The organism is Bifidobacterium saguinibicoloris (assembly GCF_019331725.1).
GTDB classification, from domain to species: domain Bacteria; phylum Actinomycetota; class Actinomycetes; order Actinomycetales; family Bifidobacteriaceae; genus Bifidobacterium; species Bifidobacterium saguinibicoloris.
The window spans coordinates 17847-44047 of record NZ_JAHBBF010000011.1 but is presented as its reverse complement, the minus strand read 5'-3'; the positions used below and the strand labels follow the sequence as shown (position 1 = coordinate 44047).

Annotated in this window: 11 protein-coding genes and 2 pseudogenes; 6 read left to right on the top strand and 7 right to left on the bottom strand. The window is 68.8% G+C overall.

Annotated elements, in window-relative coordinates; translation table 11 throughout:
* Nucleotides 1–2: 2 nt before the first annotated feature.
* On the bottom strand, nt 3–2255 hold the full coding sequence (locus KIH78_RS07705) for a DUF6020 family protein (RefSeq protein ID WP_219131895.1): 2253 nt from the start codon (nt 2253–2255) through the stop codon (nt 3–5).
* A 93-nt stretch (nt 2256–2348) separates the two neighbouring features.
* Between KIH78_RS07705 and KIH78_RS07700 the strand changes: the two genes are divergently transcribed.
* Nucleotides 2349–3227: a biotin--[acetyl-CoA-carboxylase] ligase gene (locus tag KIH78_RS07700; RefSeq protein WP_219131894.1), complete on the top strand. Its 879-nt coding sequence runs from the start codon at nt 2349–2351 to the stop codon at nt 3225–3227.
* A gap of 47 nt (nt 3228–3274) precedes the next feature.
* Here KIH78_RS07700 and KIH78_RS07695 read toward each other — a convergent pair whose 3' ends face one another.
* Complete coding sequence (locus KIH78_RS07695) at nt 3275–3877, bottom strand: biotin transporter BioY (RefSeq protein ID WP_219131893.1); 603 nt, start codon at nt 3875–3877, stop codon at nt 3275–3277.
* A 238-nt stretch (nt 3878–4115) separates the two neighbouring features.
* On the opposite strand from KIH78_RS07695, the gene KIH78_RS07690 reads away from it, so the two are divergent.
* The 4 genes and pseudogenes from KIH78_RS07690 to KIH78_RS10885 form a co-directional block, all read left to right on the top strand.
* Nucleotides 4116–6011 (top strand): ATP-binding protein, encoded by a 1896-nt coding sequence (locus KIH78_RS07690; RefSeq protein WP_219131892.1) that lies wholly within the window; start codon nt 4116–4118, stop codon nt 6009–6011.
* Between the two features lies 1 nt (nt 6012).
* Nucleotides 6013–7698, top strand: a complete 1686-nt coding sequence (locus tag KIH78_RS07685) for an acyl-CoA carboxylase subunit beta (RefSeq protein WP_219131891.1) — start codon at nt 6013–6015, stop codon at nt 7696–7698.
* A 140-nt stretch (nt 7699–7838) separates the two neighbouring features.
* Nucleotides 7839–13313: pseudogene (locus tag KIH78_RS10890) on the top strand (fatty acid synthase subunit beta domain-containing protein); the annotation flags it as partial.
* Nucleotides 13314–13409: 96 nt separating this feature from the next.
* Nucleotides 13410–17519 (top strand): annotated as a pseudogene (locus tag KIH78_RS10885) (beta-ketoacyl synthase N-terminal-like domain-containing protein); the annotation flags it as partial.
* Nucleotides 17520–17775: 256 nt separating this feature from the next.
* Here the strand turns inward: KIH78_RS10885 and KIH78_RS07675 are convergent.
* The 5 genes from KIH78_RS07675 to KIH78_RS07655 all read right to left on the bottom strand — a co-directional run bounded on the left by KIH78_RS07675 (nt 17776) and on the right by KIH78_RS07655 (nt 24713).
* Nucleotides 17776–19866, bottom strand: coding sequence for a glycoside hydrolase family protein (locus KIH78_RS07675; RefSeq protein ID WP_219131889.1), 2091 nt, complete (start codon nt 19864–19866; stop codon nt 17776–17778).
* 328 nt (nt 19867–20194) lie between these two features.
* Nucleotides 20195–21133, bottom strand: coding sequence for a carbohydrate ABC transporter permease (locus tag KIH78_RS07670; protein ID WP_219131888.1), 939 nt, complete (start codon nt 21131–21133; stop codon nt 20195–20197).
* A gap of 22 nt (nt 21134–21155) precedes the next feature.
* The gene (locus KIH78_RS07665; RefSeq protein WP_219131887.1) at nt 21156–22070 is read right to left on the bottom strand and encodes a carbohydrate ABC transporter permease; all 915 of its coding nucleotides are present in this window, start codon (nt 22068–22070) and stop codon (nt 21156–21158) included.
* An 11-nt stretch (nt 22071–22081) separates the two neighbouring features.
* Complete coding sequence (locus KIH78_RS07660) at nt 22082–23407, bottom strand: extracellular solute-binding protein (protein WP_219131886.1); 1326 nt, start codon at nt 23405–23407, stop codon at nt 22082–22084.
* Nucleotides 23408–23645: 238 nt separating this feature from the next.
* A complete protein-coding gene (locus tag KIH78_RS07655; protein WP_219131885.1) occupies nt 23646–24713 on the bottom strand; it encodes a LacI family DNA-binding transcriptional regulator in 1068 nt (355 codons plus the stop codon).
* A 497-nt stretch (nt 24714–25210) separates the two neighbouring features.
* On the opposite strand from KIH78_RS07655, the gene KIH78_RS07650 reads away from it, so the two are divergent.
* Nucleotides 25211–25762: a holo-ACP synthase gene (locus tag KIH78_RS07650; protein ID WP_219131884.1), complete on the top strand. Its 552-nt coding sequence runs from the start codon at nt 25211–25213 to the stop codon at nt 25760–25762.
* The last annotated feature ends 439 nt before the right edge of the window (nt 25763–26201 follow it).

Genomic DNA, 26201 nt, shown 5'->3' with positions numbered 1-26201 from the left:
CATCAGTGTAGTTCGGCCGGCCGTGGCGCGGGAGCGCGGGAATCACGCCAGAACGTGAGCAGCAGGAAACCGAAGCAGAACGCCACCGGCAGCATGTGCCGCTCGAAGTTGTTCGCCGGCGCGGTGATCATCACGCCCATGAGCAGCAGCAGCGGCAGATGCCAGGCGAGTGCGCGCCAACGGCGCAGGATTACCTCGGCGGCACCCACCAGCAGCGTGGCGATCACGTAGAAGTTGCCGTGGATGGGCCAGCCGAGCACCGGCACGGCGCTCCACGCGTCCGCGGCGCCCGCCACCGCGGCGCGCCAGTCATGGTCGTAGTACTTGATCCACGTGGAGTTCACCTGCACGTAGTCGCTGTCCACGTAGTAGGTCATGGCCACGTACGGCTGGTCGGCGATGTCGAAGTAGCCGAAGCATTTCGCCATGAGCGCGTCCGCGGCGATCACCGGGCTGGCCTTGACGATCTCGAGCCACGCCTGGTTGAACCCGTCCATGTCCTGCGGCTGCACGGAACGCCACTTGTAGCTCACCTTCTTCGATTGGATGCCGGACGATTTCACCGGGTCCGCGTCCTGCGGGAAGTAGGCGTCGGCCATCTGGTCGAGGTTGAAGACGGGGGAGAGGTTCCTCACGGCGGAGCTCGGGATGGAGTCCGGGTCGCGTTCGGCCACGCGGGCGATCATCTGCAGCTGCACGCCGCGGCTTTCGATGGGGTCGCCGCCGATGATCGCGCCGGAGCCGATGGCCAGCGAGATGCCGCCGTGGATGAGGATGGTGGGCAGCAGCAGCGCCGTCACGTACGTGGTCCAGCGGCGTCGGTCGGCGGCGATGGCGAGCACGAACTCGAAGACGAGCACGTACCAGGCGTATTTCGCGGAGATGAGCATGACGGCGTTCGCGGCCGTGAACGCGAGCAGTGTGCGGCGGGGGAGGCGCGCAATCGGCACGGCGAGGCGGCCGGACGGGACGGTCGCGTCGGAACGGCCATGCCGGAGGAATCGGAATCGGCCGAGCCGGCCGGACCAGGCGGACAGGGGACGGCCTCCCCGCGCGGAGGCGCGGGTGTCGTCGCGGGCGTCGTGCGTGGCGTGCAGCTCGTACCAGATGCCGAACGCCCAGAGGAACGCGAACGCGAACACCGGCGACTTCGTCAGCGAGATGGTGGAGAACACGGCCAGCGGGCAGACGAGGAAGAACAGGATGATCGCCACGCGCGCGCCCGCGTGCGCGGCCTGCGGCGGCAGGGTGGCGCGCACGCCGAGCTCCGGGCGGCCGAAGCGGCGCGGCCGGAGGTTCACGCCGCGCTCCGGATGCTGGAAGTCGGTGCGGTCCACATAGCCGGCGCGGCCCGCGCGGCCCGGACGCCCCGCCCGGCGCAGCCACGGCATGTTGAGGAACCGGTGCGCGGTGGCGGTGACGCAGCCCACCGCGAAGAGGAACTGGACGGCGGCCAGGACCACGATGCCCCAGTCGTTCGAATCGGTGAGGTAGCGGGACGCGGCCATGACGGACCCGTAGAACAGGGTGAGCACGATGTTGTGCTGGTCGGTGAGATAGGTGGGGTCCGAGGGCCACATGTAGTGGGCAGTGGGGTAGATGTCCATCGGTGCGAACGAGAAGAAGCCGATGTACGGCTGCTTGAGTCCGGTCCACTGGTTCCAGGCCCAGCTGAACTCGCGCGCCTGGCTCCGCAGGTCCGCGCCGAACGCGGCGAGCAGCGTGGTGGGCGCCCACAGCCAGCCGAGGAACAGGATGACGCCGATCTTCCAGCGCGCGTCCGTGCCGCGCACGATCCAGCGTTGGACCACGGCCCCCGCGCGGTGCAGTCCGGTGCGTACGGCGCGTGCGATGCGGTGTGTGCGGCCGTCGGTCCGTGCGGTTTGCTTGTCTTCCGACGACGTGCGCCCGGTGACGTCGCGGCCGTCGTGTCCGTCGCGTCGTCCATGGACGCGACGGCCGAGCAGCGGTTCGCGTCGTCCCACGCGCACGATCGCCGCGACGATGGCGAGGTAGACGACGAACGCGACGACGCCGTACGCCGCGTTCACCCAGTTGAAGTTGGCGAGGGAGGAGTCGTCCCAGTAGAGCGGTCCCACGGCGGTGCACCAGGCGAGCCACAGGCACGCGGCCACCGCCAGCGCCCACCGCGCGGCCGCGGCCACGCGCGCCGGACGTGTCGGCCGCGCCGGATCCGTCGGATTCGCGGCGGAGGCGCGTACGGACGTGGAGGGATGTTCGACGGGATTGCTCATAGGGCAGTATTCTACCGGTGGCCGTCCGCCCGGGTCATGGCGGACGTTGACGGTTTTTTGACGCCCGCAGCGGCGCGGCATAGGATGTTGACCATGATCTCACTGTTGAAGGTCGCAGCGCCGCGACTGGACAAGACCCGCGAAGAGGCGGACAAGGTCGTCTCCTACGACCAATTGGATTCGACGCACGCCGAGGCCCGCCGCATGCTGGAACGCGGCGAGGTCGTGCTCTCCTCGGAGCGCGGCATCCCCGCCACCGTGATCGCCGCGGACTATCTGAGCAATGCGCTCGTGCGGTTCGGCCGCCAATGGATCTGCGCGCCGGGCCGTTCGCTCACCGCCACGGTGGTCTTCCCCGTGCCGGCCGAGGTGGTGGACGACGAGATGGTCAACGGCTGGCTCGCGATCATCACGCAGCTGGCGGCCCTGGACGCGCTGGAGGGCGCCATCGACGCGTGCGGCGCGCTGCCGTGCGGTGACGACTTCGGGTTCACGCTCAAATGGCCGGACGACATCTACTGCCACGGGCTCAAAATCGGCGGCACGGTCGCGGAGACGATGCCGGTGCCGGGTGACGGGGAGACGCGCGCGCTGACGTGCAGCGTGGGCGCGAACCTGTTCATGCCGGCGGACCGGCTGCCCACGGCGAAGGCCACGTCGCTGCAGATGAACGTGGCGCCCCTGCCGCCCGTCGACGAGCTGCGCGACGAGATCATCTCCCGGTTCGTCGCGTCGATGCGCACGCGTCTGTCCGATTTCATCGCGATGCCGGTGGTGCAGTCGTCGCGTCTGCGTTCCGAGATGCGGCACGTGTGCTGGATGAAGGGCCGCGTGGTGGACGCGCAGCTGGTGGACGGTTCGAGCGTGCACGGCGTGGTGACGTCGCTCAACGACGACGCCTCGCTGAACGTGCGCACCGATTCCGGTGAGGAACGGGCGCTGCTGGCCAGCGAGGTGGGTGTACTGCGATGATCGCGGTTCCCGATTCTTCCGGATGGGAAATCGGGAACCGGGGTCGGTCAGAGTCGGGCGAGACCCGCGGCGACGAGGGAGGCGACGACGGCCTTGACGGCGTCGCCGATGACGAAGCCCATCGAGGCGAGGGCCACGGCGGCGAGGGGCGCGCCGGTCATCGCGGACTGGACGATGAACCCGAACGCGTAGACCACCACGACGCCACCGAGGACGCTCGCGGCGAGATAACGCACGGCGGTGAGGGCCGTCGCCTTGATGTCGCGACCGTTCGACCGGCCCTTGACCAGCGCGATGACGACCACGCCGGGCAGGAAGCCGAGCAGGAAGCCGGCGCTCGGGCCGAACAGCGCCATGATGGAGGAGCCGCCCGCGAACACGGGCAGGCCGGCCGCGCCGGCGGCCAGATAGGCGGCGACGGACGCGCCGGCCTGCCGCCAGGTGAGCATGAGCCCGGCGAGCATCACCACGAAGGTCTGCAGGGTGATCGGCACGGGCGTGCCGGGGATCGGGATGGCGCCGGCGGCGGACGACACCCACAGGAGCGCGAAGAACAGGGCGGGCTTCCAGGAGGCGCCGGCGGCGCGGCGGGCGACGGCCGCGGCCCTCGAGGCGGCGGTACGGGAGGTGGCTGGGGTGTTGGACTGCATGATGGTTCCCTTCTCGCGCGGGGCGCGTCGCCCCGGCTGGTCATGCCGCCGTCCGGGGCGACGCGCGATGGCGTGCGCCCGGCTCCCGGCTCCAGGTACGGCCGGGCCGGCGGTGTTGTCACCGAGGATAAATCCGCGAAGCTACGGTGACGTTTGTGGAAGGTAACAAAAGTTCGACGCCGGTTTTGTAGACGATTCGTTTGAAAGCGTCAAGAAATGAGAGCACAATCCTGACGGTATGGGGACTATCGTCAAGAAACTGCTCATCGCCAACCGTGGCGAGATCGCCCTGCGCGTGGTGAGGACCGCACGTGAGATGGGCATCGCCACCGTGGCCGTGTACGCCGAACAGGACCGCGACTCGCAATACGTCGACCTCGCGGACGAGGCGTACCTGCTGCCCGGCGACACCTATCAGGACACGTATCTCAACCAGGACCTGCTCGTGGACCTCATCCACCGGTCCGGCGCGGACGCCGTCCACCCGGGCTACGGCTTCCTCTCCGAGGTGCCGGAGTTCGCCGCCAAGGTCGAGGCGGCCGGCGCCATCTGGGTGGGTCCGCACCACACCGCGCTCACCGAGCTCGGCGACAAGATCACCGCGCGCCGCGTGGCAATGCGCGCCAAGGTGCCGCCGGTGCCCGGCCTGTCCGAATCGGTCAGGGACATCCGCACGCTGCTCGACTTCGCGCACACGCACGGCTACCCGATCATGATGAAGCGCACCGACGGCGGCGGAGGCCATGGCATCACCGTGGTGCGCGACGACGAGGAGCTGCGCCGCTTCTACACCAACCACGACGCGCTCGAAGGCGGCGACCTCGACGAATACTTCATCGAGAAGTTCATCGACAAGGCGCGTCACGTCGAGACGCAGTCCGGCCGCGACTCCCACGGTGACTTCACCGTCTACTCCACGCGCGACTGCTCGCTGCAGCGGCGCAACCAGAAGCTCGTCGAGGAGGCGCCCGCCCCGTTCCTGCCGGACAAGGTCGTCGAGACCCTCAAGGAGTACTCCCGCCGCCTGTTCGAGACCGTCGGGTACACGGGCCTCGGCACCTGCGAGTTCATGGTCACGCCGAACGGCAAGGTCTACTTCCTCGAGGTGAACCCGCGCCTGCAGGTCGAACACACCGTCTCCGAGGAGGTCTCCGGCCTCGACCTCGTGCGCGAGCAGCTCGTCATCGCCGCCGGCGGGCACCTCACGTCCGCGCCCGAGCCGCGCGGCCACAGCTTCGAGCTGCGCATCACCTCCGAGGATCCGGCCACGAACCTCACGCCCTCCGCCGGCACGCTGGAGCGCATCGTCTGGCCGTCCGGCCCCGGCGTGCGCATCGACACCGGCGTGGTGGAGGGCGACACCGTCTCCCCGAAGTTCGATTCGATGATGGGCAAGGTCGTCGTCACCGCGCAGAACCGCCTCGACGCGGTCGCCCGCGTGCGTCGCGTCCTCGACGAGATGGTCATCGAGGGCGTGCCCACGCCGATCCCGCTGTTCAAGCAGGTCTTCCGCGACGACGCGTTCACCGCCGAACACGGCCACCCGTTCGACGTGAGCACGAAATGGCTGGAACGCACGTACCTGAACCGCGGCGCGGCCGCCGCCCGCGCCGGCCAGCCCGCCTCGCTCACCGCGGACACGGACGCCGGCAAGCCGGCGCCCACCGAGACGTTCGTCATCGAGATGAACGACCGCCGCGTCAAGCTCACCATCCCCGCGGACGTCGTCGACAACCTCACCGGCTCCGCCAGGGCGCGCGGCGCGCAACGGCCCACCCAGCCGCTGCGCGGCGCCGGCTCGCACGCCGCCGCCACGGCCCGCGCCGCCGACGACGGCGCGAAGTCGGGCGTCATCGCCTCCCCGATGCAGGCGGTCGTCACGCGCGTCAACGTGGCCCCCGGCCAGCAGGTGGCGAAGGGCGACCTGCTCGTCGTGCTGGAGTCCATGAAGATGGAGAACTACGTGTACGCGCCCGCGGCCGGCACGGTGACGAAGATCTTCGTCGGCCCCGCCGACGGCGTGGAGGCCGGTGACACGCTGGTCACGCTGGACGTGGTTGGGGCGTCCGGCTCGGCCGGCAAGCCGGCCTCCGCAGCCGCCGGAGCCGTCGGCGACAAGACGAAGGAGGCCTGAGATGACCGACATCGTGAACATGCCCGCCGTGCAGCAGGCCGTGAAACAGCGCGTGGAACGGTCTGCCGGAGCCGTGGAACACGGCGTGAAACAATCGGAGGCCTCGGCGTCGGCGGCGACCGCCGCGCCGGCCGCCAACGGACGCCAACCGCTGCGCGCCGCCGTCATCCGCGCCGCCGAACTCGCGCGCGACGCCGAGAACCGCGCGCGCGACAAGCAGCACGCCAAGCACAAGCGCACCGCGCGCGAACGCCTCGACCTGCTGTTCGACGCCGGCACCTTCGAGGAGATCGGACGCTTCCAGGGCGGCGACATCAACGCCGGCAAGGCCGGCTCCGCCGTCATCACCGGCTTCGGCCTCGTCTACGGACGCAAGGTCGCCGTCTACGCGCAGGACTTCTCCGTCAAGGGCGGCACGCTCGGCACCGCCGAAGGCGAGAAGATCTGCCACCTCATGGACATGGCCATCGCCCTGCGGATCCCGGTCGTCGCCATCGTCGACTCCGGCGGCGCGCGCATCCAGGAGGGCGTCGCCGCGCTCACCCAATACGGGCGCATCTTCCGCAAGACCTGCGAGGCCAGCGGCTTCATCCCGCAGATCTCCCTCATCCTCGGCCCCTGCGCCGGCGGCGCCGTCTACTGCCCGGCCCTGACCGACCTCATCATCATGACCCGCGAGAACTCGAACATGTTCGTCACCGGACCGGACGTGGTCAAGGCCGCCACCGGCGAGACCATCTCCATGGCCGACCTCGGCGGCGGCGACGTGCACAGCCGGAAATCCGGCGTCGCGCACTACCTCGGCGAGGACGAATCCGACGCCATCGACTACGCGCGCACCGTGCTCGCCTACCTGCCGTCCAACGCCGGCGAACAGCCGCCGGTCTACGCGTACGCCGCCACCCGCGCCGAACGCGACACCGCCAAGCGCCTCGCCGCCATCGTGCCCGACAACGACCGCCAGCCCTACGACATGATCGACGTGATCCGCTGCATCGTCGACTACGGCGAATTCGTGCAGGTGCACGAACGGTTCGCTGCCTCCGCGCTCGTCGGCTTCGCCTGCATCGACGGCCACCCCGTCGGCGTCGTCGCCAACCAGCCGAACGTCAACGCCGGCATCCTCGACGTCGACTCCTCCGAGAAGATCGCGCGCTTCGTGCGCCTGTGCGACGCGTTCAACCTGCCCGTCATCACCCTCGTGGACACGCCCGGCTACAAGCCCGGCGCCGAACAGGAGCACGCCGGCATCATCCGTCGCGGCGCCAAGGTCATCTACGCGTACGCCAACGCGCAGGTGCCGCTCGTCACCGTGGTGCTGCGCAAGGCGTTCGGCGGCGCATACATCGTGATGGGATCCAAGGCCATCGGCGCCGACATGAACTTCGCCTGGCCCAGCTCCCAGATCGCCGTGCTCGGAGCCGCCGGCGCGGTCAACATCATCCACCGCCACGACCTCGCCAAGGCCAAGGCCTCCGGCGGGGACGTGGAGGCGCTGCGCGCGAAGTACATCGCCGACTACGAATCCACCACCGTCAACGCGAACCTCTCGCTCGAACTCGGGCAGATCGACGCGATGATCGACCCCGAGCAGACGCGCGAGGCGATCGCCTCCTCGCTCGCCACCCTCGCCGGCAAACGCCGTGTGAGGCCGGTCGACAAGCACCATGGCAACCAGCCATTGTGACCCGCTCGGCAGGTCACAGCGCGAGGAGGACAGTCCAGTGGACTGTCCTCCGACGGAGCCATCCGCATGACGGAACGTAACCACAGACCTACGCAACAACCCGAAACGCAACACACAGATACACACAGATAGGAACACCAATGACCGCATTCTTCCTCAACCGCCTGGCCGCCGGCGAGCCGCACGCGCTCGCCTTCGCCGGACAATCCACGCCGTGGCCGTCCGCGCTCGCCGACCAGACCGCCGACCCCGACCTCGCCGACGCGCTCCACGCGCACGTCAAGGCCGCGGCGACCAAGCTCACCCCGGTGAACGCCGACCTGCTCGCCACCACCGGCAGGCCCGTCGACCTGTTCGGCTTCGAACCGAACCCGGCCCGCCTCGGCGCCGCCGCGGACGCCACCGCCTCCGTCGAAGGCATCGCCCTCACCCAGCTGGGCGCGCTCATCGACCTGCAGCACCTCGGCTACGACGTGGCCGCCGCCAAGCCGGCCGCCGTGCTCGGCCACTCGCAGGGCGTGCTCGCCGTGCACATGGTCAAGGCCATCGAAGCCGCCGGCTCCATCGAAGCCGCCGCGGACCAGATCGACGAGATCCTCGCCACCGCAGCCCTCATCGGCGCCGCCGGCACGCGCGCCGCCCGCGAACTCGCCCTCAACCCGCGCCACGGCGAAGCCACGCCGATGCTGTCCGTGCGCGGCGCCACCCGCGAACAGGTCGACCTGCTCGCCGCACGCGTGAACAACCCGCGCGGGCCCATCGCCGTCGCCGTGACCAACTCCGCCGACCACCACGTCATCTCCGGCTTCCCGGACGACCTCGCCGCCTTCGCCGTCGAAGTCGCCAAGGAGCACAGGAAGCAGGCCGCCCTGCGCGAAGGGAAGGTGCGCGGCGGCGCCGTGTTCGCGCCCGTCCTCGAATACCTCGACGTGACCCTGCCGTTCCACTCCCCGCTCATGAAGCCGGCCGTCGACCAGACCGTCGCCTGGGCGGAGACGTGCGGCTTCGACGCCGACCGCGCCCGCGCGCTCGCCGAGGAGGTGCTCCTCAACCACGTGGACTGGGCCTCCCGCGTGCGCGCCGCGCTCGAAGACAACGACCCCTCCACGCTGTGGATCGTGGACCTTGGCCCGGGCAACACGCTCGGCAAGCTCATCGGCAACGTGGCGCAGGGCACCGGCGTGGGCGTCGTCGAAGCCTCCACGCTGGCCGAACGCGCCGCGCTGTCCACCGCCACCGAGGAACCCTCCCGCACCCAGAACTGGAAGACGTTCGCCCCGCGCGTGGCCCACACGCCCGCCGGCGACCGCCTCGTCACCAAGTTCTCCGAACTCACCGGCAAGCCGCCGGTGCTGCTGCCCGGCATGACCCCCACCACCGTGGACCCGGAGATCGTGGCGGCCGCCGCGAACGCCGGCTACTGGGCCGAGCTCGCCGGCGGCGGCCAGGTCACCGCCGAGGTGTTCGACCGTCACGTCGCCAAGCTCGAGGAGCTGCTCGACGAGGGCCGCACCGTCGAATTCAACGCGATGTTCATGGACCGCTACCTGTGGAACCTCCAGTTCGGCTCCACCCGCATCGTGCCGAAGAAGCGCGCGTCCGGCGCCCCCATCGACGGCGTCGTCGTCTCCGCCGGCGTGCCCGAACTCGACGAGGCCGTCGCGCTCATCGCGCAGCTGCGGAAGGACGGCCTGCCGTACGTGAGCTTCAAGCCCGGCACCGTCGACCAGATTCGCCAGGTCATCCGCATCGCCAAGGCCGTCGCCCCCACCGTCATCCTGATGCAGGTCGAAGGAGGCGCCGCGGGCGGCCACCACAGCTGGGAGTCGCTCGACGACCTGCTGACCTCCACGTACGCCGAGGTGCGCGCCTGCGCGAACCTCGTGCTCGTCGCCGGCGGCGGCATCGGCACGCCCGAACGCGCCGCCGACTACCTGTCCGGCGAATGGTCGCGCGCCTACGGCCTGCCCGACATGCCGGTCGACGGCGTGCTCGTCGGCACCGCCGTCATGACCGCCAAGGAGGCGCACACCAGCCCCGAGGTCAAGAAGCTGCTCGTCGCCACGCCCGGCATCACGCCCGAGACCGCCGCGGCCGCGGCCAAGACCGACCCGTTCGGCCCGGCCGGCGAGACGTGGGTGCCGTCCGGCAAGTCCGTGGGCGGCGTCGCCTCCGGCCTGAGCCACCTGCACGCCGACATCTACGAGGTGGAGAATGCCTCCGCCGCCTGCGGCCGCCTGCTCGTGCGCGTCATGAAGCACCCCGAGGAGCTCGAATCCCGCCGCGACGAGATCATCGCCGCGCTCGACAAGACCGCCAAGCCGTACTTCGGCGACCTCAAGACCATGACCTACCTCCAGTGGGCGCAGCGCTTCGCCGACCTCGCCTACCCGTGGGTCGACGACACGTACGCCGACCGCTTCCTCGACCTGCTGCACCGCATCGAGGCCCGCGTCGCCGACGTCGACTCCGGCAAGTTCGCCTCGAAGCTCGACGTGACGCGCGACGACGTCATCGCCGACCCGGCGCCCGCGCTGGAGGCGCTGGCGCAGGCGTACCCGCAGGCCGCCGAACTCAAGGTCACCCCCGCCGACGAGGCCTGGTTCCCGGTGCTCGTGCGCGAATACCCCAAGCCCATGCCGTTCGTGCCGGTCATCGACAACGACCTGCTGCGCTGGTGGGGCCAGGACCAGCTGTGGCAGTCCGAGGACCCGCGCTACTCCGCCGATTCCGTGCGCGTCATCCCCGGCCCGATCTCCGTGGCCGGCATCACCACCGTGGACGAGCCGGTGGCCGACATCCTCGGCCGCTTCGAGACCGCCGCCATCGAACGCGCGAAGACGCTCGCCGCGGACTCCGCCGAAACCACCTCCGCCGAACCGCTGTATGCGACGCTCGGCGAAGCCGTCAGCGCCGAGGACTACATCCGCAAGTCCCCGAACATCTCCTGGGTGGGCCACGTCACCGACAACCCCGCCTACGGCACCGCCCTCGGCGACAAGCACTACGAGATCCGCGCCGTCGACGAGACGAACGGCGAATACGACCTCGACATCCACCTCGACACCTACTGGGACGACGACCCGGACGGCGGCACGTCCAAGCACGCCGTGCGCGACATCGTCATCCCGCTCACCGTGCCGAAGGACGCCACCGGCGGCATGCCGATCGTCAACCGCGAACGCCTCATCCCCGACGTGTACGCGATGCTCGCCGCCACCGCCGGCATCGGCAACACCGCCATCACCGGCGACAAGCTCGTCGCGATGCCGGAGATCGAGACGGTGCCCGGACAGGAAACGGATGGCTCCGTCGTCGGACAGTCCACCGGACTGTCCTCCTCCTCGCGCGCTTCGCATGTAACGGCCGCTTCGCGTCCGTTTGGCGAAGCGCACGCCCACTACACCCTCTCCGCGAACCTCGGCTACGACCACGAGGCCGCGACCGGCGGCGCCCTGCCCGGAACCCTGAGGGCCTCGCGCATCGCGCCCGACGCGCTCGTCGGCCCCGCATGGCCGGCCATCTACGCGGCGCTCGGCTCCGTGTCCGTCCACGGCTACCCGGTCATCGAAGGCCTGCTCAACGCCGTCCACCTCGACCACCTCATCGAACTCGAGGAGACCGAGGACGAACTGCTGAAGCACGTCGGCGAAACCATCACGTTGGAATCGTGGGCCGAGGACTACGTCGAATCCGCCTCCGGACGCGTCGTCACCATCCACGTGACCCACACCGCCGCCGACGGCACCCTGCTCGCCCGCGAGACCGAACGCTTCGCCATCCGCGGCCGCGTCTACTCCGACGCGCTGCCGGCCGAAGCGCCGGAATACGGCGACTGGCTCGCCGCCCACCCCACCGCATCCGAGGAGGACGGCGAAGAGGAGACCAAGGTCCTGCCCACGCCGCGCCGCCTGCTGCGCCGCGTCAAGGTGACCGCGCCGAACGACATGACCGCGTTCGCCCGCACCTCCGGCGACTTCAACCCCATCCACACCTCCAAGCGGGGCGCCGCCATCTCCGGCCTCGCCGCGCCGCTCGTGCACGGCATGTGGCTGTCCGCCACCGCACAGCACGCGGTCCAGGCGACCGACGACAAGGGCGCCCACTACGAGATCGCCGGCTGGACCTACAACATGTACGGCATGGTCCAGCTGAACGATGAGGTCGAGATTTCCGTGGAACGCGTCGGCAAGCTCGACCACGGCGGCATGGCCCTCGAGGTCACCTGCCGCATCGACGGCCAGCTCGTCTCCCGCGGCACCGCGCTCGTGCGCGCCCCCAAGGCCGCGTTCGTCTACCCCGGCCAAGGCATCCAGAAGCAGGGCATGGCCCTTGACGAGCGCGCCAAGTCGCCCGCCGCCCGCGACGTGTGGGAGCGCGCCGACAAGCTCACCCGCGCCAAGCTCGGCTTCTCGATCATCGCCCTCGTGCGCGATAACCCGAAGGAGCTCACCGCCAACGGCGTCACCTACCGCCACCCGGAGGGCCTGCTCAACCTCACCCAGTTCACGCAGGTGGCGCTCGCCACCGTGGCGTTCGCCCAGACCGCGCGACTGCGCGAATCCGGCAGCGACATCTGGCCCGCCTACTTCGCCGGCCATTCGCTCGGCGAATACAACGCGCTCTCCGCGTTCGCCGGCGTGATCCCGCTGGAGACCGTGCTCGAGCTCGTGTTCCACCGCGGCTCCACCATGCACCACCTCATCGAACGCGACGCGCAGGGCCGCTCCAACTACCGCATGGGCGCGCTGCGTCCGAACCAGTTCGGCGTGGACGACGCGCACGTGCGCGAATACGTGGAGGGCGTCGCCAAGGCGAGCGGCGAGTTCCTGCAGATCGTCAACTACAACCTGGCCGGCGCGCAGTACGCGGTCGCCGGCACCATCGCCGGCCTCAAGGCCCTGCAGGCGGACGCCAACCGCCGCGCCAAGGAGGCGGGCGGCAAGCCGGCGTTCATGCTCGTGCCCGGCATCGACGTGCCGTTCCACTCCACGCTCTTGCGCAAGGGCGTGCCGGAGTTCCGCGACAAGCTCGACGCGCTGCTCCCGCAGCACATCGACTACCGCGGACGCCTCGTCGGCCGCTACATCCCGAACCTCGTGGCCGCGCCGTTCGAAATGACCAAGGAGTTCGCCGCGAAGATCCTCGAGGTCGTGCCCTCGACGCGCATCAAGGAGGCGCTCGACGACCCGGCCGTGTGGGACTCCTACGCCGCCGACGACCAGAAACTCGGCCGCCTGCTCCTCACCGAACTGCTCTCCTGGCAGTTCGCCTCCCCGGTGCGCTGGATCGAGACCCAGTCCCTGCTGTTCCGCAAGGCCGCGCAGGGCGGGCTCGGCGTGGAGGAGTACGTGGAGGTCGGCCTCGGCAACGCCCCGACCCTCGCGAACCTCGGCGCCAAGACCCTGCGTCTGCCCGAGTTCTCCAACACCGACGTCACCGTGTACAACGTGGGCCGAGACGAAGGCCGCGTGTACATGACCGACTCCGATTCCCTCGTGCCCGACGAGCCGGAGGAGAGCGCCGAGGCCGCATCCGCGGCTCCGGCCACGAAGGCCGAGACCGCGCCCGCCGGCGGTTCCGCCGTCGCCAAGCTCGGTTCCGCCGCTCCGGCGGCGCCGGCTGCGGCTCCGGCTCCGGCTCCGGCCGCCGCCCCCGCTCCAGTCGCTCCGGCCGCCGCCCAAGCGGATGGCTCCGTGGCGAACGGTCCGGCGGCCGACCTGCCGTTCAAGGCGTCCGACGCGATCGGCGTGCTCATGGCCTACTCCGCCAAGCTGCGCCTCGACCAGATCGGCGCGTCCGACACCACCGACACGCTCACCAACGGCGTCTCCTCCCGTCGCAACCAGCTGCTCATGGACATCAGCTCCGAACTGGGCGTGGCCAGCGTGGACGGCGCCGCCGAAGCGACCCTCGACCAGCTCGCCGCGCTCGTCAACAAGGTGGCCCCGAACTACAAGCCGTTCGGCCCGGTTCTGTCCGAGGCGATCCGCGACCGTCTGCGCGCCCTGTTCGGCGCCGCCGGCGTCAAGCCCGCGCACATCCGCGAACGTGTGACCGGCGTGTGGGGTCTCGGCGAAGGCTGGGTGGCCGCCACCACCGCGGCGCTGCTGCTCGACACCCGCGAAGGCGCCAGCTCCCGCGGCGGCGACCTCGCCAAGCTGCCCACCGGCGCCGCCGCCAACGCGGCCGCCGCCGACCAGCTCATCGACGACGCCGTGACGCTCGTCGGCCAGACCAAGGGCGTGCCGGTCTCCAAGCCGTCCGCCGGCGGTTCGGCCGGTGGCGCCGTGGTCGACTCCGCCGCGCTCGACGCGTTCGCCGAGAAGGTCACCGGCTCCAACGGCGTGCTCGCCGCCACCGCCCGCTTCGTGCTGAACGAGCTCGGGGTGGCCGCCCCGGCCCCCGAGCCGGGCGAGGACGGGAACGCCGCCGTGGTCGCGGCCGTCGAAGCCGAACTCGGCTCCGACTGGCCGAAGCAGGTGGAACCGCGCTTCGACGCCTCCAAGGCCATCCTCTTCGACGACCGCTGGGCCTCCGCCCGCGAGGACCTCGCCCGCGCGTTCTACGAGCACGACGCCGCCGCGCTCGACGGCTCGTTCGTCGGCCTCGGCAAGGCCGTCGCCGACGAAGCCAAGTGGTTCGCTACGCAAGTGTCGCGACGCCACGAAGACTCGTTCGCGGTCACCGACGTGTTCGTCCCGGCCGGCGAGACCGACGACACGTTCGTCAACCTTGCCGACGCGTTCACCCGCATCGCCGCCGAAGCCCTCGAACCGGCCTCGGCCGATGAGACCGCGTCCCGCTTCGCGGGCGACGTGGCCGTCGTCACCGGCGTGAGCCCGAACTCGATCGCCGCACAGGTGGTCGAAGGCCTGCTCGCCGGTGGCGCTACCGTCATCGCCACCTCGCACAGCTTCAAGCCGTCCATCAAGGCGTGGGCCAAGCAGGCGTACCGTTCGCACGCGGCCGGAAACGCCAGGCTCTGGCTCGTGCCCGCGAACCTGTCCAGCTTCCGCGACGTGGACGCGCTCGCGGACTGGGTGGGCCACGTGCAGAAGAAGGTGAACGGCGCGACCACCACCATCCTCAAGCCCGCCTACGAACCCACCCTGTTCTTCCCGTTCGCCGCCCCGCCGGTCCACGGCACGCTCGCCGATTCCGGCGAACTGTTCGAATCGCAGGCCCGCCTCATGCTGTGGGGCGTCGAGCGTGCGATCGCCGGACTGTCGAAGATCGGCGCCGACACCGACGTGCAGCACAAGTTGCACGTGGTCCTGCCCGGCTCCCCGAACCGCGGCCGCTTCGGCGGCGACGGCGCGTACGGCGAGGTCAAGTCGGCCTTCGACGCGATCGTCAACCGCGCCCGCGCCGAACGCGACGCATGGTCCAACCGCGTCACCTTCGCCCACCCGAAGATCGGCTGGGTGCGCGGCACCGGCCTCATGGGCGGCAACGACCCGCTCGTCGCCGTCGTCGAACGCCACGGCATCCACACGTACTCCACCGCACAGATCGCCGCCAAACTGCTCGACCTGTGCACGGCGGACGCGCGCAAGGCGGCCGTCGAAGCGCCACTCGACGTGGACCTGACCGGCGGACTCGGCGACACGCCCATCGACATCAAGGCGCTCAGGGCGGAGGCGGAGGCCGACGCCGCGAAGGCGGCCGAAACGACGGTGGAGACCGAAACCGACGCCGCGTCGAAGGACGAGACGCTCATCAAGGCCCTGCCCACGCCGCACGTCCCGCACCAGCCGCACGTCGACCTGAACGACTGGACCGGCGTCACCGCCCGCCCGGAGGACGAGATCGTCATCGTCTCCGTCGGCGAACTCGGCCCGTGGGGTTCCGGCCGCACGCGCGCCCAGGCCGAACTCGGCATCCACCCGGACGGCACCGTCGACCTCAACGCCGGCGCCGTGCTCGAACTCGCGTGGAACATGGGCCTGCTCACCTGGCAGGACAGCCCCAAGCCCGGCTGGTACGACACCGACGGCGAACTCGTGCCCGAGGAGGACATCGCCGGACGCTACCACGACGAGGTCGTGGCCCGCTCCGGCATCCGCCCGTTCGAAGAGGGCATGGGCAACGACTACAAGGACGGCGCCGACGAGGAGGAGGCCGAGGTCTACCTTGACCACGACGTCACCTTCTCCGTGCCCACCGAGCAGGTCGCCCGCGAATACGTCAAGCTCGACGAGGCCCACACGTCCATCGCCAAGGACGCCGAATCCGGCGAATGGAACGTGACCCGCCACGCCGGCTCAATGATCCGCGTGCCGCGCCGCGCCGCCATGACCCGCACGGTCGGCGGCCAGTTCCCGAAGGGCTTCGACCCGGTCAAGTGGGGCATCCCCGCCTCCATGGTGGGCGACGTCGACAAGATCGCGCTGTGGAACATCGTCACCACCGTGGACGCCTACCTGTCCGCCGGATTCAACCCGGCCGAGATCCTCCAGGCGATCCACCCCTCGCTGGTGGCGAGCACGCAGGGCACCGGCTTCGGCGGCATGGCCTCGATGCGCAAGCTCTACCTCGACCGGTTCCTCAACCACGAGATCCCGACCGACATCCTCCAGGAGGCGCTGCCGAACGTCGTCGCCGCACACGTCATGCAGAGCTACATCGGCGGCTACGGCAACATGATCCAGCCGGTCTCCGCCTGCGCCACCGCCGCGGTGTCGCTGGAGGAGGGCGCCGACAAGATCGCGCTCGGCAAGGCCGACTTCGTCGTCACCGGCGCGATCGACGACATCGGCGTCGAATCCGTCATCGGCTTCGGCAACATGAACGCGACCGCCAACTCCGCCGAGATGTACGGCAAGGGCATCGACGCGCGCTTCTTCAGCCGCGCGAACGACCGTCGCCGCGGCGGGTTCCTTGAATCCCAGGGCGGCGGCACGATCCTGCTGACGCGTGGCGACATCGCGTTGAAGCTGGGCCTGCCGGTCGCCGGCGTCATCGGCTTCATCCACTCCTACGCGGACGGCGCCCACACGTCGATCCCGGCCCCGGGCCTCGGCGCGCTCGCCGCCGGCCTCGGCGGACGCGACTCGAAGCTGGTCCACGACCTCGCCAAGCTCGGCGTCACGCCGGACGACATCGCCGTGGTCTCCAAGCACGACACGTCCACCAACGCGAACGATCCGAACGAGTCCGAGCTGCACAACACGCTCGCCCACGCGATCGGCCGCACCGACGGCAACCCGCTGTTCGTCATCTCGCAGAAGACCCTCACCGGCCATGCGAAGGGCGGTGCCTGCGTCTTCCAGGTCAACGGCCTCACGCAGCTGTTCGCCTCCGGCGTCATCCCGGCGAACGCCTCGCTCGACTGCGTCGACCCGAAGCTTGCGAAGGACGACCACATGGTGTGGCTCCGCAAGCCGCTGCGCATCGGCGGCGGCGAGGACGCGTTCGGCCGCGTCGCGGAGGGGCGTCCGGTCAAGGCGGGTCTCGCCACGTCGCTCGGCTTCGGGCACGTCTCCGGCTTCGTCGCGCTCGTCAACCCGGGCGCGTTCGAGGCCGCCGTGGCGAAGACCGAAGGCTCGGAGGCCCTGGAGGAGTGGCGCGAACGCGCCAACGCGCGTCTGGCCGCCGGCCAGCGCCGCCTCGAGGAGGGCATGATGGGCCGCGCCGCGCTGTACGAGCCAATCGACAACCGCCGCTTCCGCGAGGACGGCACGAGGCTCGCGGGAGGTGGCCGCTACGACGCCCACGAGGTCGAGAAGGCCATGCTGCTCGACCCGAACGCCCGTCTCGGCGCGTCCGGCTACTTCGAGGCCTGCTCCCGTTCCGGCTCCCGGGGCCGCAAGGCATGACGAAAGCCCTTCCGTGGTGGAATCCTCAGCGGAGGTTCCACCACGGAAGGGCTTTCCGTGTTACAAGGGGTACATTCGTGGCCTTGCAGGGCTCTATCTGCTCTATGAGGGGTGCCGCTCATCCGCAAGACGGCTTTCCCGCAACGTCATTCCGCCGTTCCGGGGTCGTTGTACTTCGGTCAACAACCCCTTGTAACGCAGATGGATGTCCGCGAGATACCGGATGTACCCCTTATAGCTGGGATGGGTCGGGCGCTCAGCGGATGCCGTGCAGTTCCCGGACGACGGCCTCGCCGTCGAGACGCTCCACGACGAGCGGCGAGGAGAAGCCGTCGTCGGCCATCCCGTCGCAGTCGAAGAGGATCGCGCCCGCATCCTCGCCATCGTTGACGAACACCTCGGCCACACCGCGGTCGTAGAACACCTCCACGCGCTCCACGCGGCCGGTGGCGGACACGTAGTCGAAGCCGTCCGTGGGCAGGCCGGCGGTGGTCAGGTGCACGCGCTCGCCGTCGCACGTGAGGTTCAGGAACGCCGGCACGACAGAGCCGTCTTTCTGGGTGCGCGTGCCGGAGACCAGCGTCATGGAGAGCGGATCGCCCTGCTGTTCCGCGGCGTCTGCGGCGTCCTGCGTCAGGCGGATGTCCGCGTAGTACGCGCCGCGCGGCGCGTCGACGACCACGGGCCGGCGCGGGTCGATGCCTTCGGCGGGGATCTCGGCGAGCACGTCGCCGACGAGCAGGTCATAGACCTCGTCCACCGGACGGGAGACCATGCGGCCGTCACGCACATGCAGCTCGCGCGGCAGGCTCATCACGCCGTTCGCATGGGTCTCGCGCTCGATGCGTACGCCGAACCAGTCGCACAGCCAGCCGATCGCGATGCGACGGTCCACGGGCGTGCCGTCCTCTGCCACATGACGGTCGCGGAACGACTGCACGGCGTAATAGCAGGAGCCGAAATCGCACCAACCGGTCTCGGACACGGCCAGACGCGGGGAGGTCGCGTTTTCGAGAGTGTTTTCGACGGAACCCGCGTACCAACGGATCGGCTGGAAGCGGCCCGTGCGGTCATGCAGGTGCATGAGCGAGCCCACCGCCACCGCGGAGCCGTCCAGACCGAACACGTCCGGGCACTCGTAGGTGAACGATTCGGCGAGCCCCGTCTCGAACAGCAGCGGGCCCGCATACTCCCAGGCCTCGGCGTCCGTACGGCCGTCGGCGGCGCGGAACAGCGCCAGCGCGGGCGTGTGCGCCATGTCCGGCGTCTGCTCGCCGGCCGCGGCGAACCCGCCTTCGCCGAACCAGTAGTCGCCCTCCGCCGGACGCGGCGTGGAGCCGGGCTCGCCGGCCGCCGGCGCCTGGTCGGACGGCAGGTTCGTCGCCACCACGATGACCGGGGTGGGGGTGTCGGGGGAGGAGGTGACGGCGGAAGTGGTGGCGGGCGTCACAGCGGACGCCACGAAGGACATGGACGGGTCGAGGAACGTGTCGTCAAGCTTCGGATCGCGGAAGTCGAGGCCCATGTCGTCCACGGGACGGCGGATCGCCTCCGTCTCCGGGCCGAACGTCACACCGTCGCGGCTCACCGTCGTCGTCTGGAACTCGACGACGGACGTGCGGTCGCCGCGACGCTCCCAATGACGGGTCAGATACGCGCGGATCGCGCTCGCCTCGTCGCCCGGCACGATACGGCCGTCGTCGTCGACGGTCACCGCCGAACCGGAGAACGCGCCGCCGGCCAGATCCGGCTCGCGCGTGAGGTCCGGCTGCGGCAGCAGCGCCACCGGCAGGTCGGTCCAATGCACGAGGTCGCGGCTCACCGCATGGCCCCAATGCATGTCGTCCCAGTTCCAGCCGTACGGGTTGAACTGGTAGAAGAGGTGGTAGCGGCCCTGGAAGCGGCACAGGCCGTTCGGATCGTTCATCCAATGCTGCGCCGGCTCGAAATGCGCGTCCGGACGGTAGGCCGTGGCGCGCGTGTCCGGCGTGACGATGCGGATGCCGCGGTCGATGAGGTCGTCGCCGCCGGTGAGATACGCGAAGCCCAGCTCGAGGCCCTCGACGTGCAGCGTGTAGCGTGCGGCCGGATCGATGGGCAGGGTGATGCGGCCGCGACGCTCCTCGCGCGTCAGGGTCGCTTCGAGGGGAGCGGTGGTGGTTGCGGCGTCGGTTGCGGTGGTGACGTCGGCGTCGGCGTCCGGCACGATCGGGGTCAGACGCAGGAGTCCCGGCCGGTCGCCGTCCCCGGCGTACGCGACGAACGCCTCGAAGGCCGTGTAGCCGTCGGCGGCGATGACGGTGCCGTCGGACGGCGCGGCGGTGGCGGAAGTGGTGACGGTGGTCATTGATGCTCCTTTGCATGGACGGGCCGACCTGCTCGTGGCGGTCGGTGCCGGCGGGAACTGCGGCCGTTGGATGGTTCCGGGGGAGTCGGCGGGCGATCGCCGGACGGTTGCCAATATAGCGGTTGCGGATATGAATGAGGCCGGATGGGTGAAAAAGGGGAAAGAACCCATCCGGCGAGTATGTGTGGCGGGGAGGGGAGGAGGCGCTGGACCTGCGGCCCGAAGCGACTCCCCTCCCCGGGGGATTGTGAGTGGTTGGTAGTTTCCTCGCGGCTGTCGCCGCTCGGCTGACGCTGCAAACAGCCCACAGGGCTGTTTGCTTGACGCGTCAGCCCTTGACTCCGGAGGAGGCGATGGAGCTGACGAACTGCTTCTGGAAGATGACGAACACGATGATGATCGGGACGGTGATCAGCGAGCTGTACGCCATGATCTGGCCCCACGAGGTGGTCATCTGCTGGAAGTACTGCACGCCGATCATCACCGGGCGCAGGCTCTCGGACTGCACCACCATGAGCGGCCACACGTACTGGTTCCACATCGGCAGGAAGCTCAGGATCACCACGGTGGCGGTGGCCGGGCCGGACAGCGGCATGATGATGCGCGAGTAGATGCGGAACCAGCCGGCGCCGTCCACGCGGGCGGCCTCGTCGAGGTCCTTTGGAATCGTCTCGAAGTACTGCATGTACAGGTAGATGGAGAACGCGTTCGCGATGAACGGGACGATCTGCACCGGCATCGTGTCGATCCAGCCGCGGGTGAAGTACAGGCCGAACTGGTCGACGGCCGGACGCGGCAGCTGGTTGACCCACCACAGCAGCGGGATGGCGTACGTTTCGAACGGCACCATGAGGGTGGCGAGGATGAAGGTGAAGATGACCTTCTTGCCGCGCACCTGGAGACGCTGCAGGGCGAACGCGGCCATCGAGTTGACGATGACGCCGAGGACCACGGTCACCAGGGTGATGATCACCGAGTTCATGAGGAACGTGGCGGCCGGCACGCGGGTGAACACCTGCGCGTAGTTGTCGAGGCTGATGTGGCCCACCGGCAGGAACGCCTTGAACGAGCCCAGGTCCGCCATGATCTCATCGTCCGGCTTGAACGAGCTGACCACCATGAAGATCAGCGGGAAGGCGAACAGGCAGGCGAACAGGATGCGCACGATCCATCCGCCCACGGTCAGGCGGTTGTGCTTGTAGGCGACCTTCTTGGCCTCCTTGGCCGCGCGCTTGTCATGCGCGGTGGTTGCGGTTGCGTTGCTCATTGGAAACCCTTTTCCTTTCCGTTCACTTCTCGCGCGTCAGGTAGCGCTGGATGCCGGTGATGATCATGATGATGCAGAAGAACACGAGCGTGATCGCGGAGGCGTAGCCCATCTCCTGCTGCTGGAAGCCGGAGCGCACCGCCTCGAACACCACGGTGGTGGTGGAGTCGCGCGGGCCGCCCTGCGTCATGACGTTGATCTGGGTGAACAGGCTCATCGCGGCGATGGTGATGGTGATGAGGATCATGTTGCGCGTGGAGCGCAGGCACGGCCAGGTCACGTTCTTGAACTGCTCCCAGGCGCTGCAGCCGTCGAGCTCGGCGGCCTCGTACAGCTCGCCCGGGATGGTCTGCAGGCCGGACAGCCAGATGAGCATGTGCTGGCCCACGGCCTGCCAGATGGACATGACGATGATCGCGGCCATCGCGGTCTTCGGGTTGTTGAGCCAGTCCACGGCCTGCCAGTGGCCGAAGGTGAGCTTGGCCATGACCTGGTTGAGCATGCCGTCGTTCTGGTAGATGAACATCCACAGCAGGGAGACGACCACCATGGAGGTCACCACGGGCAGGAAGTAGACCGTGCGGAAGAACACGGAGGAGCGCACCTGCTTGTTGATGAGCACGGCGAGCAGCAGGCCCAGACCGGCCTGGACGGGCACGACCACCACGGCGAACACGGCCACGTTGCGCAGCGCATGCCAGAAGGTGGGGTCGGAGAACAGTCGGGTGAAGTTCTCGACGCCGATGAACCGGGTGGGGTTCGGGCTGATGGTGCGGGCGTTGGTGAACGCCAGGCCGAAGGCCAGCAGCACCGGGATGCCGATGAACAGGAGCAGCAGGATGGCCGCGGGGAGGATCATGCCCCAGCCGACGGCGTTCTCATGCCGCTGCTCGGCGGTGCGTGTGGACTTGGCGACGGGTGCGGTTGCGTTGGTCATGATGGGTCCTCTCAGTTCTTCCTGTATCCGTCAGCGCCCTGGATGTTGCCGTCGATATGGTTGACGGCCTTGTCGAGCCACGTGTCCACGTCGGCGCCGTTCATGATGTCGCCGATGGTCTTGCGGAACTCGGTGGAGATGAAGTTGTAGGCCGGGGTCTCGGGGCGCATCTTCACGTACTTCTCGGAGATCTCGGTGAAGATCTGCATGTCGCCGCCCTTGGCGAACGGCTTGACCAGCTGCTGCGCGGCCTTGGTGGTCGGGATGTTCATGCCGGCGCTCGCCATGTTCGCGATGTACTTGTCCTGCAGCGAGAAGCGGATGTAGTCCTGTGCGGCCTCCTTGTTGGCGCAGGTGGTGGTCATGCCCACCGTCCAGGAGCCGCCGCCGGTGACGGAGCCGTGGCCGAAGTCGGTCATCGGCATGACGACGATGTCCTTGTAGTCCTTGGCGTACTTCTGGAAGGTGCTCATCGACCAGATGCCGCCGTAGAGCAGGCCGGACTTGTTGTTCACGAAGTCGAGCGCGGTGTCGGAGCCGCCCTTGGAGGAGATGTAGCCCTTGTCGACGAGGTCGCGCATCCAGTGGGCGAACGCCTTGCCTTCCTTGCCGTTGAGCACGCCGTCGGCGCTCTGGTAGTCCTTGCGGTTGACGAGGTCGCCGCCGAAGGACTGCAGGATCGGCGCGTACGCGTAGGCGTACCACTCGCTCTTGTTGTCGGCGGTGCCGATCTCGAACGGGTAGGTCCATTCGCCGGTGGCCTTGAGCTTGGCGAGCGCGTCGTCCATCTCGGCCTTGGTCCACGGCTTGTCCACGGTGGCGATGCGGATGCCGAGCTTGTTCAGCACGGACTTGCGGGCGAACAGGGCGATGGTGGCGTCGAAGTAGCCGACGGTGTACGTCGTGTTGTTCCACTTGCCGGTGGCGGAGGGGATGAGGTCCTTGGTGCGCTTGAGGAGCGCCTCGTCGTCGAGCGGGGCGAGGATGTTCGCCCAGGCCCAGTACGGGGTGTTCGGCTGGTCCACGTCCACCAGGCACGGCAGGTTGCCGGCGGAGGAGGCGGAGATCACCGAATCGTTGTAGGAGCTCTGCGGGAAGGACTGGAGCTTGACGGTGGCCTTCTTGTCCGGGTTGGCGTTGTAGTCCTTGATGATCTGCTGGACGCCGGCGAGCTCGGCTTCGGAGCCTGCGGTGTGCGTCCAGATGGTGATTTCGTTGGCGTTGGCCTTGGCGGCGGCGCGTTGCGCCTCGCCGCAACCGGAGACGGTCGCGATGCCCGCCAGGGCGAGTGCGGCGGCGATTGCCTTGACGGCGGTTCGCCTGATGGAATGGGGCATGATGCTCCTCCTTTTTCCTGTTTCTTCCTTGAGTGTCGAACCGGTTTGAGGCCGGTCCGTGCGGTGTACGTGTGAAGTCTGTTGGTGGGTGGTTGTGTGGTTGTTGGCTTGGTCGGCTGGTTGCTGGGGTGGTGGTCGGTGGTGGTCGGTCCGTTACGCTGCGGTGCGTCGCGGGCCGGCGGTGCGGGCGGGGACGTGGTTCGCGGTTTGTGGGGCGTGGCTTGTGGTGTGGATGCGGCTACGGTTTGCGCGGCCTCACCCAGGATTGCTTGACGATCAGCTTGCAGTCGAGTTTGGCGGTGTGGTCGGTCAGCGGGGGCGGGGGCACGCGGTCCACCGGGTATCTGTTGCGTGGGAACGGGTCGACCTGCTCGCCTTCGATCATCGAGACGAGTTTGCCGACGGCCCAGTAGCCCATCTCGTAGTGCGGCAGCTCCACGGTGGACAGGGGCGGGTCGAGCGTTTCGGCGATGACCTGGTGGTTGTCGACGCCGACCACCGCGATGTCCGATCCGATGGCCAGTCCGCGCCGCATGGCTTCCGTGTAGATGCACCAGGCGCGGGTGTCGTTGAAGCAGAAGAAGCCGTCGACGTCGGGATGCCTGTCGAAGAAGGAGGGCATCCGTGCGGCGGCGTCGCTGCCGGATTCGACGTTGACCATGATCTCCGGGTCGAACGCGATGCCGTGCTTGGCGAGAGCGTCCATGTATCCGGACACGCGCCCCGGCTGGGCGACCATGTTGTAGACGGTGCCCACGTAGGCGATGCGCTTGCATCCGGCCTCGATGAGGTGGCTTGTGGCCTTGAAGCCGATGCTGTGCTCGTCCGGGACGATGCTGGGGGCTTCGCCGGTGGCGTCGGTGGAGTCCGCCACGACGACCGGACATCCCTCCAGCGACTGCGGCAGGATGGTCTGCTGGTTGTACATGCGCGCGTACACGAAGCCGTCCGCGCCGTACTGGCGCAGGGCGACGATCTCGCGGTCGGCGCCGGCGGGGCCGCCGTTGACGCCCACGGTGAGCAGCATGTAGCCGAGCGCACGGGCCGCGTCCTGCGCGCCTTCGATGAGCCTGCCGGCGAAGGGCGTGGTGGCCACTTCGTCGCTGAGCAGGCCGATGATGCGGGTGCGGTTGGTGCGCAGCCCGCTGGCGAGGCGGTTGGTGCGGTAGCCGAGGGTTGCGGCGATGTCGCGGACGCGGGCGGCGACGTCCGGGCTGACGCGGCCGGCGTCACGGTTGTTGAGGACGAGGGAGACGGTGGAGATGGAGACGTTGGCGCGTTTGGCGATCTGCTTCATCGTGACCATGGCTCCTCCTCCCTTGGTTGCTCCAGTGGTGCTCTCTCCAGCCTTCGTCGGCTTGTGTTAACCAAGTTAAGACGTCAAACGTTTGACTTCAACGAATGGTTGATGCGGTGTGTCGCTAGGATTTACACCGTTTTTGACTGTTTCGTAGAGAGGTCAACATTTTGACTGTTTGACGTTTTCGTCAATCGTGTATGTCGATGGGCGTTCGTTCGCGCATGTTCGACGTCCGGTTGACGTGTGGCTGACGTTCGTCCGGTGCGCCGGCGGTGCGGCTGGTCGGCGGCCGACCCGCCGTCGATCCGTGATTCGTATCCAACATGCCGGCGGACCTGCGGTTGCCTGTGGTCGGCGATCCGCCTCTGGTGGGACTGAGTTGATATGGTGCCGACATCCGATTGATGCGTGGCTGCCGGAAGTGGATGCCGGTGCGGTGGCCGGGGCGCAATACAGTGGTGTCATGCGATGATCGGACCGATGGGATGCGAGGTGCGTGGGGTATGTCCGTATTGGGGTTGGGACATGACGTGGTCGATGTGGCGGCGTTCGGCGAACAGCTCGCCGAACCGGGCTCGCGCATGAGGAACCTGTTCTCGGTGCGCGAGGTGCGGCAGGCCGTGACGCGCGCCCGTCTCAAGAACGACGGCGAGGCCGTGCATCTCGCCGCGCGCTGGGCCGGCAAGGAGGCGGTGCTCAAGGCGTGGTGCGAGGCGCTGGGGGAGATGCCGCTGCCGTACACGCTCGATGATTTCCCGTGGGCCGGCGTCGAGATCCTCGACGATTCGCGCGGCGTGCCCCATGTGGATCTGCGCGCCGACGTCGAGGCCGCGCTGCGTTCCTCCCTGCCGCCCGTTGCAGGCGGTCCGTCGTCCGTTTCCGTTTCCGCGTCCGAGGCGACGCCGACTCCGGCTGCGATGATGGCCGCCGCCTCCGCTGCGCCCGCGGCTGAGCGTATGACCGTGTCCGCGGCGGCTTCCGGTCCGATCTGGCATATCTCATTGAGTCACGACGGTCCCGTCGCCTCTGCCGTCGCCATGCTCTGCTCCCGTTGACCCGCTTTCCGCGATTTTCGGCTGCCGGTGAACTCTGTGGGCCGATTGTCGCGGTACCTATCCCTGTTCCGCGATTTTCGGCCGCTGGGAGTTGTTCAGCGGCCGATTGCCGCGGTGGGCATCTCTGTTCCGCGATTATCGGCCGCTGAGTCTTTCTCGGGGGCCGATAGTCGCGGTGGCTATGGGGTTCCCGCGATTTTCGGCCGCTGGAAGTCACTGAGCGGCCGTTTGTCGCGGTGGTTGCCCCTGTTCCGCGGCGTTCGGCCGCTGATGAGCTTCGAGGGGCCGATTGTTGCGGTAGGTGTCTCTGTTCCGCGATTATCGGCTTCTGGTTTTCTCCTGGCGGCCGTTTGTCGCGGTGGTTGCCCCTGTTCCGCGGCGTTCGGCCGCTGGCTGGTTCTTAGCGGCCGATTGTCGCGGTGATTATGGGGTTTCTGCG

Coding starts and splice junctions, on each gene's coding strand:
- KIH78_RS07660 (WP_219131886.1), bottom strand. CDS start 23,407: ATGCCCCATTCCATCAGGCGAACCGCCGTCAAGGCAATCGCCGCCGCA.
- KIH78_RS07675 (WP_219131889.1), bottom strand. CDS start 19,866: ATGACCACCGTCACCACTTCCGCCACCGCCGCGCCGTCCGACGGCACC.
- KIH78_RS07695 (WP_219131893.1), bottom strand. CDS start 3,877: ATGCAGTCCAACACCCCAGCCACCTCCCGTACCGCCGCCTCGAGGGCC.
- KIH78_RS07655 (WP_219131885.1), bottom strand. CDS start 24,713: ATGGTCACGATGAAGCAGATCGCCAAACGCGCCAACGTCTCCATCTCC.
- KIH78_RS07705 (WP_219131895.1), bottom strand. CDS start 2,255: ATGAGCAATCCCGTCGAACATCCCTCCACGTCCGTACGCGCCTCCGCC.
- KIH78_RS07650 (WP_219131884.1), top strand. CDS start 25,211: ATGTCCGTATTGGGGTTGGGACATGACGTGGTCGATGTGGCGGCGTTC.
- KIH78_RS07670 (WP_219131888.1), bottom strand. CDS start 21,133: ATGAGCAACGCAACCGCAACCACCGCGCATGACAAGCGCGCGGCCAAG.
- KIH78_RS07685 (WP_219131891.1), top strand. CDS start 6,013: ATGACCGACATCGTGAACATGCCCGCCGTGCAGCAGGCCGTGAAACAG.
- KIH78_RS07690 (WP_219131892.1), top strand. CDS start 4,116: ATGGGGACTATCGTCAAGAAACTGCTCATCGCCAACCGTGGCGAGATC.
- KIH78_RS07700 (WP_219131894.1), top strand. CDS start 2,349: ATGATCTCACTGTTGAAGGTCGCAGCGCCGCGACTGGACAAGACCCGC.
- KIH78_RS07665 (WP_219131887.1), bottom strand. CDS start 22,070: ATGACCAACGCAACCGCACCCGTCGCCAAGTCCACACGCACCGCCGAG.